The sequence below is a fragment of the Methylobacterium sp. WL120 genome, assembly GCF_008039465.1.
Lineage (GTDB): Bacteria > Pseudomonadota > Alphaproteobacteria > Rhizobiales > Beijerinckiaceae > Methylobacterium > Methylobacterium cerastii.
Map to the genome: position 1 here is coordinate 78,824 of NZ_VRUT01000003.1, position 12,611 is coordinate 91,434.

The following is a 12,611-nucleotide window of genomic DNA, read 5'->3' on the forward strand; positions in this document are numbered from 1 at the left end:
GCTGCCGAGGGCGAAGCTACCATCCCCGCCGTCGTCGATACCGCCCGCCTCACAGGCAGAAGCCCCTTGAGCACTTCCCTCAAAACCCTCGGCGCCTCAACCCAGCTATCACCGGGATGGGTAATTACGTTCGCTTAAGCGACCTGCCGCGGGTCCGGCTTGGGCTGGTAAGTCTGCGCCGTGCCCTTGCGCGTGCGCTTGGCCACATAGAGCGCCGCATCGGCGTGGCGCAGGACGGCGTCGCGATCGTGCGACGCTTCGCTGGACCACGCGATGCCGATCGTTCCCGTCACCCGGGCGATGTGGCCCTGTCCGTCCATGACAATCTCTAGGTCGTGCAGGAGGCGCCGCACCATGCGGTCCAGGTCCGCGCGACCGAGGTCCTGGGGGACGACGACGGCGAACTCGTCGCCACCCAGGCGCGCCGGAAAATACCGCTCGTAGCCGGCTTTGCGCAGGCGCTCGGCGACGCGGCGCAGCACGGCGTCGCCCGCTGCATGGCCGAGGGCATCGTTCACGCCTTTGAAGCCGTCGAGGTCGATCAGGAGGACGCCGACGTCGCCGTCGGCAGCCCGCGCCTCGTGCAGCCGCGCATCGAGGACGCGGTGGAACTCGGCCCTGTTGGCCAGCTGCGTCAGGTCGTCGGTGCGGGCTTGGTGCCGAAGCCGCGTCTCTAGCCCGTGCCGCTCGGTGATATTCTGGATCAACCCGATGAGGGCGGCGGGCTTGCCCTTGGCCAGCTCGGTCTCGCAGGAGCATCGCACGCGCCGCGTATTGCCCTTGGCGGTCACGAGGTCGGCCTCCAGCTCGAACGGCTCGCCGGTGTCCAGGGTGCGCATCACCGCGGCCCTGAACGCCGTACGGTCGGGCTCGGGGAAGGCGTCCATGACGTCGCCGGCCGGCGCGGCGCCGCCGACGGGCAGCTCATGGATGGCGAAGACGCCGTCCGACCAAGTCAGGGATCGCTTCTCGATGTCGTATCGGTACGATCCCATGTCGGCCATGCGCTCGGCCCGTTTGAACTGGCGACGCTCGCGTTCCAGGCGTTCGACCGCCATCCGGTGCTCCTCGGCCACCTCCGCGGCGCGGATGGCGAGGGTCCGGGCCTCGATCAACGCTTCGGCGACGCAGGCCAGCTCGGTGAGGATGTCGAGGTCGGCCGCCGTCTGTGCGCGGGGCTGCTCGTCGAGGACGCAGAGCGTTCCGACCGTGACCCTGTCGCCGTCGGGGCGCCGGACGCGGACCGGAACGCCGGCGTAGTAGCGGATGTGCGGTGCGCGCGTGACGAACAGGCTCGTCGCGAAGCGCGGGTCGAGGGTGGTGTCGGCGACGATCAGCGGCGCCTCGGTCTCGAACACGATGGGGCAGAACGCCTGGGCCCGCTGGGTCTCGGCCGCCAGGGGCCCACAGCGCGCCTTGAACCACTGCCGCTCCGGGGCGACCAGGGTGATCGAGGACATTCCGGTCCCGAGCATGCGTTGGGCGAGCTTGGCGAGGGCGTCGAACTCGCGCTCGGGCGGCGTGTCGAGGAGGTCGATCTCGGCGAGCGCCTGTTGGCGCAACGCCTCGCGCTGTGTGTCCGACATGTTTCCCTGTCGCCCGTGTGCAGCCCACTGAAGCGAAGGTGCTGTCGTTTGAATACGACGAATAGACTTAATCAAAGGTGACGTGTGCTGCGGCCTATCACAGAGCACACTCTATATCGTCACCTTCGTCTGCCTCATGCTCAAACAGGCCGCTCAACTCGCGGCCAGTTTTTAACAACCCCTAACGTCGGCTTTCTTGTTTCACCACCCGAAACCGGACTGACATGAATCCACCCTGTGCGGTCATTCAGCTTGCGACCCGACTCGGCCGCCTGGATCGCCGATCGCGCTTCCCATAAGCAGCCATTCAGCGGTCGCCGGGAGCTAGACCAAGATCACCGTCCCGTGGTCAAGCTGTTCAACCCCATGGGGCCGGCGACCTGGCTGCTCTGCGAGCTCGATGCGGATGGGGACACCCTGTTCGCGTTTTGCGATTTCGGCGAGGGCGAACCCGAACTGGGCTACGTGAGCCTGGAGGAGCTCAAAGAGATCAGTGCGGGCCTCGTAATTGGCTTGGAACGCGACCTTTCGTTCCGGGGTACGCAGCCAATCTCCGTATATGCGCGTGACGCGAGAGCAGCGGGCTGGATCGTTGAGCTGAACCTCGGGGCAACAATGTACCCACGCCGCTGACGGCGGGCTGTGAGCTTTAGGGGGGGCCTGTATCGATCAGGCCCCCTGCTTCTTCACGGTTTGGGCGTGGTCCACTTTGTCGGCCGGGCTTTCCAGCACTTAGCGTAGAATTCCTTGCGTTCCAATGTCTTGCTACTTTGGTCGTCTGGCTTACGCATCCGAAGCCCATCACCCTTGTACATCTCTGCGATACGAACGTGCGCCTCTCGCATAGCGGTGAAACGACCACCACCAAAGTGGCTATCGCGCTCGCCCACCAACTCCTTGAGATTGATGTTCCAGCATTTCATCACGGTGCAGCCGCGTTTGATCGCCTCTGTGGCGAACAGGGTGTCCTCGCCGTGAATCGTGAACGAGGGGTCGGGCAAAACCTCATGGCGCCTGGCTTTGCGAAAATTCCGAACAACGAACATGCTTCCCTTGAGATCAGGGTTGCGTTCAAAAACATGATTTTCCGCGTATAGCTGCGGATCCGCCGAATACTTTACGTTGAAGCCGCCGCCAGGTTTGCCTGGATTGTTGGGAAAGAAGACATCGACCTCCGCATAGGCAGCCTGTCCGTTCTTTGCCATCTCGGGGAATAACCTCCAGGCGCTGTTGTGCTGTGCCTTTTCGTAGAGCACTGCATCATCGTCCATCATGATGCCCCAGTCGTAATCGCTCGCATAGAATGCCTTGAGGCACTCAATACGATTGTGGATCAGCATCGCGCCTGGAACCAGGTTGACGGAACCTCCCAACTTTTGGGCTCGGCTCAGGCATCCGGCATAGTCAAGTTCGAAGGTATCCAGATCCGCTTGGCTCCATCCGCTCAACCTGAAGTGCAAACACACATCCGTATTGCTTAACCAAGCTACAATTTGCTGTGCAAAAGCTTTTCTGCGCTTGCTCCATTTGATTTCATCAAGCGGGCGGAACGACGTGACGAATGCGCCGAATTGCTTGGCGACCTCCATCGCCACTTCGTCACTGGACTCTCTATCCGGAGGAAGCGTTGTTTTACATAAGGTGTTGGGCGAATGGACTTCGTTCGCCTCTTGGGTGGCTGCATTGCGAGGCACAGTGGGCGGATCATCCAAGGTGCTAGCAACCGGTGGAGACGCGATTGTTCGGTCATTTTTAATTTTCCTGTTTTTGCTCATTGTGTTCCCATTTAATACAGAAATGCCACACATAAATCGCGCGATCCGCAGAGAGACGGAGCCAGTACAATTCTATCGTTCTTATAGATTTTCCGCTTAACGGAAATCATCCAAGGCGTTGCACATCAAGCCTTTGTTATAAAACTGCAGCTGTCGCTTACGATTGTCGAAATGCGAGATGTTTCCAGTTTCGAATAGATGATGAATCGCCCTTATGCCCTCTTGAACATGCCAGGGAACAAGCGATCCCGCGCTCAGATTCATGTCGCAAAGGAGGTTTGCCTGCTCGATGGCGCTCAGCTCCATGTAGGTTTCATGATGACTGAGGAGATTGGAGCCTACTGAATCGAAGGCCGGAACGGCGGGACTGCTGCCAGGCATGAAATCACCGAGCGTGCAGAGCCGACCAAGGGGACTGTCAAACGGAAAGCGGATGCTTCGATCCAGCTTCGCTCCACGCTGCGGAAAGGAGAACGAACGGAAGTCGAAGGCGTTATCGGAACCACTGTTGCCGGTCATGCCCAGCTTTAGCCCTAGTGTGACCTGCCCATAGGCTTGCGCGATCCTGTACGCGCGGCTGCTATCAAAGGTAACTTCGAGATCGTCCCGTTTCAGATATCCGTGCAATGCTCGCTTGAGCGCCGTAAGTAGAACAGCAACCCCGGGCTCAGTGGTGCCCAGCACGTGGATGTGCTGGATGTGATCCAAATAGCCGTCGTCGATGAGCGTTTTGATCGTCTTGCACCAAAACCAGAAATCCAGGCGGGTGTGGCCGCCCAACGCAATGCCCCACATGCGCCGTGTCTTCATCTCATCGGCCCAAACGCGGGCTTCCCGATGATTGCGCCCCTGGTACACAGCTAGAAGCCGGGTTCCCGCACGGGCGTTGGCGATGGCGTAGTCTGTGTTGTCTAGGGTGGCATTAAGGCACTTGGAGAAGGTCCAGACATTGGGCTGTGCGTCGATGGCACGTGTCGGCACGTCGACGGGAAGACCCAAATTGCAGTTGATCTCAATCCACCTTAGCGAGCGTTCGCGAAACGTCTGAAGCGCCTCCTTCACGGCTCCGCTAATTACGGAGAAACCGCCGCTATCGCCTAAAAGGAACGAGGTGCTGGGGTCGCGATGGCTCACCATGGTAGGCTGAGTGTCGTAGACCCCTTCCGCGGCCGTATAGAGGGCCCAGGGGTAGTGGAACAGGCCCGCCGGATCCAAGAAATTCAACTGTTGGGCGGTTAGACCGGCCGGAAGCGGTCGCTTATGTGCGGACGCCGGCTTGCGTGTAAAATGAGCGAAGGTGCCGTTGATGGCCGGTAGAAAGCGCGCGTAGTTGTTTGCACGCTGATGAAGCGCGATCATTTCTGTGTCCAATCATAGGAAGGATAAAGGTCTGGGGAACCCTTCAAAGGGCTCCCCTTACATGCTCGTTAAAGCGTCGAAGGTTCGTTGTTAGGCTTCAGCGAAGCCCCTTTAGGCCATCTCACATCTTCAATCTTGCGAACGCCACTGTTCATTCGAACGCCGTTCACAGATAGCGGGATGAACACTCGATAAGTTGAGCTAGTTGTGCCGAACTCGAAGCAAACTCCGTGGTCTCCCACCCGACAGATCACGCCGACATTGACCTCGGGGAACACCGCCGCAAAAGCTCTGAGGAATGCCACATAGTCGTCCAGGCGGACGGACACGGAGCTTGCTCCTTGAACTTCCTCGACCACCATGCAGACGGGACGGGCGTCAGCCTCGGCTCCACTGGACGTAAATCCCATGGCACCAATCGTAATGGTCACATCCGGTGGCGGATTAGCCCTCCTGGTAGCGGTCTTCACTGCCTTGGCAGCGTTGTCCGCGTACGAACCGGCGTAGCCGTGGAACACCGCCGGTACTGCCTCGCAGCTTGCGAGAAAGGCCAAGTTGGGACTCAGCTCCATCGGTAAAGGGCCGGTGAGACCCTGAAGCAGCACTCCAACGCTATCCTTGCCTGCGCCGGCATCGCTGGCTGCGCCGGTATACAACAGCAACTTGCCGAAGCCCGTCGCTCTCTCGGTAGCCTCTACACCGACATCAAAGACAACTCGGCGCTCCATCGGCAAAATGTTCGCCTCCACACGCTTGCGCCTCTGTGTATCCAGCCGAGTATGTCCCTGAACCGCGGCACCCAGAATGAGGTCACGTTGGTGTGTTAGTACCTCGACAATCACGCTGCTGGGGTGCAGCAAAAGGCTCCAGGTGATCTTTCCATCAGGGTGGAACACCATCTGCTGCTCGTCCTGCCGCCGCGGAGTACGAGGATTGTGCGGGTCAGTGCCCGGTCGCGCGACACTTGATGTGGCCTCCGCAATTACGCATCGCCCCATCTGCATCGCTTCCCCGAGCGCCTGAGTGCGGGGCAGTGGCTTCGCAAGATCGGCAACTGCCTTTGTGACCAGGTTCTCAGCTACCTCGCCCACTTCCTCGGTGGTCCCGTCGGGGCGCACGGCCTGGAGCACGACTTTGGGCGTTGCTCCGCCCATGCCAGTCAATATGGACAGGCCCCGTGCAAAAAGGATTCTCCCCATCTTTTCGGCACTCAGCGCGATGGGTTGGGGCGACTGATCATCATCAGTCGCCTCCTTACGCTCCAGAACGTTGGTGCCACCCGCCTTATCGATAACGCTCAGTAACTGGACAACACTATCGCGGCTCAACGGCATATCTTCGAAGCTAAGGCCTTGCTCCACAATAGCCAACAGTAAACCGTCAAACTGCGCGCAAAGCGAGTTCACTCTCTTGCTGTTATTGGTCTTGTTGACGGCATCGCCAACGTTTAGGCCGAAGATCGCAGAAGCAGCTGGTGCAAACACGTGGTTGCTACCAGGCTTCTTGAACTTGCCCTCTCCGAATGCGTCCGGGAACTGGTTGTTGGACGCATGCCGGAACAACAGCATGGCCATCGCGAGCATTGTCCAGTTGGCAAATCGTGACCGGTTGCGAGCGATCGCCACAACCGAGCCCATCGCGGTGATGGAGTTCTGCCAAGTGGCGCGGTCCGCGTCGGTGGGGTCGGCACCACCTTCGGGAACCTTGTGGTCGATCAGGTCCTGGTTGGCTGCGGTTAACGCAGACAAAGAGTTCGTGTCAGTGATGATAGCGAGAGCGGACGCGGGATCGGCAGCGTGCTGAGTGGGAACGGCAGTCATCGAAATCTCCAAACACAATCGATTGCCGCGCCGCCAGGATTGGCAGCACGTCAAAACAGCCGCTCACGTGCGGAAGTTTTGGTGGTTGGATGGACCTCGCGGCTCCGGGTGCGCAGCAAGCTGCCACCGCCAACCAATCGATTGCGTAGGCAAGAGAATCGGCCCGCGCAGTCAAATGTAAAAATATCACGTCTTATCGGTTCGTCAAGCACTGTTTTACATATTATTGGATTGGAATCTGACTAAGTGCAGTTAGTTGGTTAACTGACGACTTTCCGTTGAACGGAAAGTCGCTCTCTGTCTCGATGGGATTTTGGGTTTGCTCCCGCCGCCTCGCGTGCCGAGCCAGAGCCGCAGCTTTCATCTTGGCTTTGTGCTCAGCACTCTTGGGCTGACCCTTGAGAGCTCTACCGATGGCTTGGCGTACCGATGGGGACTGCATTGTTCCGGTTCTGGCTTTCCGGATCTTTTCGATACTCTCGGGTCGATGGGTCTCACCCGGTTGCATATGGCATACCCGCTTGCTCTTCTTTCGAGTTTTAATCTCCATGGTTTCCGCGTTGATGATGCCCGCCTTGAAGGCTGCCTTGTCTTTCCAGGTCAGGACATAACCGTCGTCACTGGCCATGAATTCCCAAGCATCGTTCATCAGAATACGCTCCTTTAATCGCGCAAGCTGATATAGACTGCGCTTCCATATCTTGCAATACTCGTTAAAACTGATATTGAATATTCGGTTCTGGCCCTCCTGATAATCTTTGCTTGCGGTATATCTGTTGTGTAGGAATGCGTAGACCTTTTCATCGATTGACGTGCTCTTCATGATCCTTCTCCTTTTTTATATATGATTTCGATTGACAGGTGATATGTCGACGTTCGGGCGGACTATCCGTCTGTTGACCGTTATTATTGATAGCATGGCAATAGGTTACTTGTATGTATATTTATAGGAGGCAATACTGACCTAGATGGAAAGTAATAGATTACATCCATACTACTTCGTAGAAGTAGTATAGACGCACTCACATTGCTCCCAACTAGATCAGGCATAGCCGTCCTGACATACGACGTTTCGCGTCGTGCCTTGCTCGCTCTGCTCGCAAGCCACTCGCGACCCCGTCGAACGTCGATGCGCTGCGCTCCTCGTCTTGCTGGCTTTCGCCATCAGACGAGGGCTGCTCGTAGCGCCATTTCGCTGTCGCTCCATGGAGCGCCACGAGCGGACTTCCAGTCTACCCATTTGGTTCTTGAGTTAATGGGCAGGGAAGGTTGTGCCGCGCCGCCAACGTGAGATGCAGTCAGCTCGAAACATGCGAAAATCGAGGAAAACAGAGCGTTAAATCAATAGCTTAGGCAAGCGTCTTGAGCTGCCGTAAGCAAACACACGCGGACGATTTCTATGCTGCATTTCCCGCTCAATCTCTATCAAATAACATCTAGGCTTCGCCTCAGACACAAAGCGAGGGCTAGACGCAATCATCGGTTGAACGGCAGGACGACGGCAGTAGCGTCCCGGCATGAGATCCACACGGGATCCAACGGAGACGCAGATGTCGGTGCTTAAGACGCTCAAGCTCAGCAACGCCGCCCCTATCGTCACAGCTGGCGATCCGTTAGCGCGGGCTCGTGACAAGCTGCTCGGCAGCCTGGCTGATCAGCGGGCCTTCGCCAGCGCGGTGGTGGCCGGTGAACTCTACACGCCACCCAAGAACCTCGTGAGCCGCAGGAACGAGGCGGGCGAGCGGGTGAGGGTGGAGGTGAGTCGGCGCATGCGCAAAGGCTGGTTCGAGGATGGCACGGGTACCGTTCACTTCGCAGCTCGCGTGGGCGGCAAGCCGCTAGAGCTGGCCAAGGGCAAGCAGGCGGTGGAGGTGGGCACGCTCGATAAGCTGCCGTCGGTCATCGATACGCTGATCGAAGCGGTACGCGCGGGGGAGCTGGACGCTCAGATCGCAACCGCCGCCGAGGCACGGGGGTTGATGATGGCGGAGCGTCGCAAGCGCAAGGCAGCTTGATCGCTCCGGGAGCGACGGTGAGCAGCACCGCAAATTATGCTGCTCACCGCTCCTTCTGCCACGGGTACGTTGCCCACCGTGCATACGGCGAAAGGCTGCATTTTAGCAATTTTTATGAGCGTATTCTCAAGAGCTTAGGCGAGCCAATGTCGTCGCCAGCTACTTGCGCGCAGAACGTCAAGATCCGGCGACCGCGCCGCTGCCAACGGCCTTCACAGGCCTCCCCTGGCGACCAATCAGTGCGCGAGGCCCACCGGCTTGTCGAGCTCAACCCGAAACCGGATTGCCCGATCGAACAGTGGGGCTTTCCGGTATTGCCGGTCACGCCGCCACGATGGGGCGCTCACATCACCCACCAGGCGTGTTTCGAACAGACCCAGCCACGTCAGCGGCCGCAGCACCCGGCTCTCGAAAGCGAAGCCGGCGAAATCCGCCAGGCCGTAGTCCAGCGCGGGGTCCCAAACCGTACAGCTGCGCATCAGGTCTTCGCGAGCGACCCATTCCGGCGACATGACGGAAAGGCACCACAGCACGATGCCGATATGGTTCTGCGGCCAGGCCTCCACAGGCACGCGGTCGAAATAGCCAAGGTTGACGCGCCAGAACATCGTCTCGAACAGGCAACGGAACAGATTCGCAGCTTGGTCGTCACGAACAAGCGTTGCACCAGCTTTGGTCACCAGCAGCCGCCGCTGCCGTTTGCGAAGCAACTTGGCAGTTTGCGCGATGATCCGGGTGGCCTCCACGGGCATCACATCGATCTCGTTGAGCACCTTGTTCATCGAGAGGACCTGGGCCTTGTCATAGCCGGGCCAGGTCATGGCATCGAAGAGCGCGCGAACGTCGGCGCGGCTCAGCGCACCCGTGGCGGTCAGCGTGAGGCCAGCGAGAGCCTGAGCCCGCTGGATCATCAAGCGCGTGATACCAACCAGTGGCGCGGCCATCGCGGCATCAGCCGTGGCATCGACGGTGATCACCTCCGGCATTCCTCCGGCCGACAGCTCCAACAGGGCATCCAAGCTGGATCGGGTGAGGAGGCCCCAGACAGGGGGATGGATGAGCGTGGACATGAGCGAATATGTGCCACCGCCCCAGCGGCGATGGCCAGAGTTATCAGCCCAGCTCCAGGACGCTCACCCACACGCTTGAACAGCTCCCGGGCTGCTGGGGCGCTGAACCCGCGCCCCGCCGATGCTGGGGCTTCCTGGGCGCGGGATGACAGCTGTCGGTTTGTGAGGAGGGGGCAGCACTCGGAGTGGGTTTGCCCATCTGATCCTCCAACGACGCGAGGATAAGGAATGATCCGGCTCTGGCTCACGAGCACGGCCATCGGCACGCTCGCAGCTTGGTACTCCGGCCTCGATCCATTCGCCCCCTACTTGTACGAGTTCATCATCCTCGGCGCGTTGGTGTTCGGCGCGGGCTTTCTCATCCTCGTGGCGGGCGTCCTCGGCAGCTCCATCCTCATGCTCTTGGTGGTAGGAGCGCTCCCCATGGCGATGGGGTTCAGCGAGCAGATACTGCAGCGTGAGATCAAACCCAGCGGAGCCTTCCAACGCTACGGCACTAATGCCCCCGTCGGCCTGGTGACACGGATTGAAGGGTCTCAGCTCTATGGACGCATCACCAATCGGCACCCCCGGGACTGGTTGCGCCTGGCGATGGTCCAATGCACGCCGGTGTTCGCCAACGGTACACCCAGCCAGCGGGTGCGAGAGATTTCAGTGGGCGCCGGTGGATGGCTGGCACCAGGGGAGGGGGTGGAGCAACCCCTGCTGAGTAGCTCCGGGCTCCTGTGGGAGCCCGGCATGAGCATGCAGCTCACCACCTGCGAGATCGGCTCCGCTGACTTCTACGGGGACCCAGTGTTCAAACCCGCGTTCACCTACGCCAAGGACCGAGACAACCACTACGTGTTCGAGGTCACCAACACGCGCCAGGATGCCAGCCTCACGCGGGTAAGTTTTTCCTGCTGGGTCCTCAACGCCGCGAGCGGCAGCCAGCCACACAAGCAGGATCTGCGGGTGATTCCTCTGTACGCGGACGGCACCAGCTACATCGTACCTCCTTGGCAGCACGTCACGCTCTACAACACCCAGCTTTTCGCAGGGCGCAGCATCACAAGTTGCGCAGTGAAGGAGGTTTTGTGGAGCCATTGAGCGCCGCGTCTATAACGTCGCCGCTCCAGATATCCGATCGATTGGGCTGAAGCTCTCGTCAACGGGTCGCTTCCGACGAGCGGGCAGGGCCTATGACACCTGGGGGTGGACGCATGGGAGGAAGGTTGACGGCCTGGGCGATGGACGTTGGTGGGATGTAGCGCTCGGCTCGGAGCGTGATCGGAGGGACCGACGCTCCGAGACCTGCCGACGTTTTCGGATCTCGACGCTCAGCATGCCACCCGTGTGAAGCTGGCAACTTTATCGCTGTTACGCCAACGCGGGCAGGCAGCCGAGGTCCTGGACGCGGAGCCCAAACTCCTCATTCATCCCTGCTCCAGGAGGTTTGTGAAGTTCGCGACGATCCCGGGCATCCGGCTGCCCTTCCGGGACGAGGCCATCAACCGGACATGGTAGCGGGCGCCGTCTGCGCTCTCGATCGTCCGCTCGGAGGGCCGGCTCGTCGCTAGCACCGTCGGGATCTCGTCCAACAGCCACGTCAGGGGGATCGGCGACGAAAAGTTGCGCAGGGGCCGACCGACGTCGCCCGGCTGAAGGCCAAAGATTTGCGCCGCGGCGGCGGTGAACATCCGGATGTGGAGATCCGGCGTCAGGAGCACGCTGGCGACGTTCATGCCCTCGAACAGCGTGGACTGGTCGTCACTCATCTGATCGATGGCCTCGACCTTGGATGTCAGCTCGGAATTTACCGTTTGGAGCTCCTCGTTCAGAGACTGCGTCTCCTCCTTCGAAGCCTCCAGCTCCTCGTTGGCGGCCTGCATTTCCTCGTTGACGGAGTACAGCTCCTCGTTCGAGGATTTGAGTTCCTCAAGGGAGGTCTCGTACTCCTCGATCACGCCCTGCAACCGCTCGCGCGTCATGCTCAACTCGCGTTCCAGGCCCTGGAACGCCGTGTCCCGCTCGTTCGCTTCCAGGGCGTGCCGCTCCTTCACGGCGGGCGCAGCGGCTTCATTGAACACGACCAGGAACAATGGCTCGGTCGCGCCGGCCGTGTTCAGCGGCTTGACGACCAATGAGATCGTCTGGAGCCGGCCGTCCGGCATCTCGACGCTGATGCTGTCGCGCACGACCCGGGTGTTGCCCTCGATCGCCTCGCGCAGCGCCGTCCGCAGATCCAGCCGCAGGCCCTTGCGAGCCATTGCGGCCAGCTCCCGGGTCGGCTGGCCCGGTACGACCTCCAGGTGATCGCCGATCCGCGACGAGTAGTGCACGGCCTCGCCCGTCCGTGTCACGACCGCGTGGGGCGGCGTGAACTCGGAGAGCATCAGCGTCTCGACCGTGTGCCGCAGGGCCGTGTGCGTCGTGACGTTGCGCCGGTACGGCTGGCCGGCACCCGCGAAGATCGGCGTGTCCGGCCCGGACATCGGCGGCAACCGGGCCGGCGGGATCGCGTCGCGGGCCTGGAAGATGCGGTTCCGCTTGTCGATCGTCTCGAACAGATCCTCGAAGCGCGTTACGTTCTCAGCCATCCCGATGAATAGGTAGCCGCGCGGGCGTAGGGCGTAGTGCAGCACCGGCATCAGTTGCTGCTGGGCTTCGACGCCGAGGTAGATCAGCAGGTTGCGGCAGGAGACGAGATCAAGACGTGAGAACGGTGGGTCGCGCAGCACGCTGTGCGGGGCGAAGGTGCAAAGGTCGCGCACTGCCTTAGCGACCACCGCGCTTTCGCCTTCGGAGACGAAGTGCTGCGCGATCCGTTCGGGTGAGACGGCGGACAGGTAGGTCCTCGGATAGAGGCCGGTCCGGGCAACCGTGAGCGAGCGCTCGTCGATGTCGGTGGCGAAGATTTGCACGCGTGGCGGATCTGCCAGGGTGAGCATGTGCTCGCGCAGGAGGATGGCGAGGGAGTAAACCTCCTCGCCGGTCGAGCACGCCG

The 12,611-nt window shown here is 60.4% G+C and carries 10 protein-coding genes; 3 read left to right on the top strand and 7 right to left on the bottom strand.

Translation table 11 applies throughout. The annotated features are described in order from the left end of the window. Window positions 1-134: 134 nt before the first annotated feature. Window positions 135-1,586: a sensor domain-containing diguanylate cyclase gene (locus tag FV229_RS01445; RefSeq protein ID WP_147750229.1), complete on the bottom strand. Its 1,452-nt coding sequence runs from the start codon at window positions 1,584-1,586 to the stop codon at window positions 135-137. A gap of 276 nt (window positions 1,587-1,862) precedes the next feature. Between FV229_RS01445 and FV229_RS01450 the strand changes: the two genes are divergently transcribed. Continuing rightward, the gene (locus tag FV229_RS01450) at window positions 1,863-2,219 is read left to right on the top strand and encodes a DUF2958 domain-containing protein (RefSeq protein ID WP_187275023.1); all 357 of its coding nucleotides are present in this window, start codon (window positions 1,863-1,865) and stop codon (window positions 2,217-2,219) included. 53 nt (window positions 2,220-2,272) lie between these two features. Here the strand turns inward: FV229_RS01450 and FV229_RS01455 are convergent, their stop codons facing one another. The 4 genes from FV229_RS01455 to FV229_RS01470 form a co-directional block, all read right to left on the bottom strand. Then, window positions 2,273-3,175, bottom strand: a complete 903-nt coding sequence (locus FV229_RS01455) for a hypothetical protein (protein ID WP_147750231.1) — start codon at window positions 3,173-3,175, stop codon at window positions 2,273-2,275. A 282-nt stretch (window positions 3,176-3,457) separates the two neighbouring features. Continuing rightward, a complete protein-coding gene (locus FV229_RS01460) occupies window positions 3,458-4,720 on the bottom strand; it encodes a hypothetical protein (protein ID WP_147750232.1) in 1,263 nt (420 codons plus the stop codon). A gap of 68 nt (window positions 4,721-4,788) precedes the next feature. After that, complete coding sequence (locus FV229_RS01465) at window positions 4,789-6,540, bottom strand: hypothetical protein (RefSeq protein ID WP_147750233.1); 1,752 nt, start codon at window positions 6,538-6,540, stop codon at window positions 4,789-4,791. A gap of 223 nt (window positions 6,541-6,763) precedes the next feature. Then, entirely contained in the window at window positions 6,764-7,363 is a 600-nt protein-coding gene (locus tag FV229_RS01470; protein ID WP_147750234.1) for a hypothetical protein, read from the bottom strand. A 727-nt stretch (window positions 7,364-8,090) separates the two neighbouring features. On the opposite strand from FV229_RS01470, the gene FV229_RS01475 reads away from it, so the two are divergent. After that, window positions 8,091-8,555, top strand: coding sequence for a hypothetical protein (locus tag FV229_RS01475; protein WP_147750235.1), 465 nt, complete (start codon window positions 8,091-8,093; stop codon window positions 8,553-8,555). A 236-nt stretch (window positions 8,556-8,791) separates the two neighbouring features. Here FV229_RS01475 and FV229_RS01480 read toward each other — a convergent pair whose 3' ends face one another. After that, on the bottom strand, window positions 8,792-9,574 hold the full coding sequence (locus FV229_RS01480) for a hypothetical protein (protein WP_147750236.1): 783 nt from the start codon (window positions 9,572-9,574) through the stop codon (window positions 8,792-8,794). A gap of 279 nt (window positions 9,575-9,853) precedes the next feature. Between FV229_RS01480 and FV229_RS01485 the strand changes: the two genes are divergently transcribed. Beyond that, on the top strand, window positions 9,854-10,714 hold the full coding sequence (locus FV229_RS01485) for a hypothetical protein (RefSeq protein WP_147750237.1): 861 nt from the start codon (window positions 9,854-9,856) through the stop codon (window positions 10,712-10,714). 326 nt (window positions 10,715-11,040) lie between these two features. Here the strand turns inward: FV229_RS01485 and FV229_RS01490 are convergent. Further along, window positions 11,041-12,611: CheR family methyltransferase (locus FV229_RS01490; protein WP_187275021.1), on the bottom strand; the 1,571-nt coding region annotated here is incomplete at its 5' end.

What these genes read in the sequence shown, in the direction of transcription:
- FV229_RS01445 (WP_147750229.1), bottom strand. Translation starts at nt 1,586, where the DNA reads ATGTCGGACACACAGCGCGAGGCGTTGCGCCAACAGGCGCTCGCCGAG.
- FV229_RS01455 (WP_147750231.1), bottom strand. Translation starts at nt 3,175, where the DNA reads ATGGAGGTCGCCAAGCAATTCGGCGCATTCGTCACGTCGTTCCGCCCG.
- FV229_RS01460 (WP_147750232.1), bottom strand. Translation starts at nt 4,720, where the DNA reads ATGATCGCGCTTCATCAGCGTGCAAACAACTACGCGCGCTTTCTACCG.
- FV229_RS01465 (WP_147750233.1), bottom strand. Translation starts at nt 6,540, where the DNA reads ATGACTGCCGTTCCCACTCAGCACGCTGCCGATCCCGCGTCCGCTCTC.
- FV229_RS01470 (WP_147750234.1), bottom strand. Translation starts at nt 7,363, where the DNA reads ATGAAGAGCACGTCAATCGATGAAAAGGTCTACGCATTCCTACACAAC.
- FV229_RS01475 (WP_147750235.1), top strand. Translation starts at nt 8,091, where the DNA reads ATGTCGGTGCTTAAGACGCTCAAGCTCAGCAACGCCGCCCCTATCGTC.
- FV229_RS01485 (WP_147750237.1), top strand. Translation starts at nt 9,854, where the DNA reads ATGATCCGGCTCTGGCTCACGAGCACGGCCATCGGCACGCTCGCAGCT.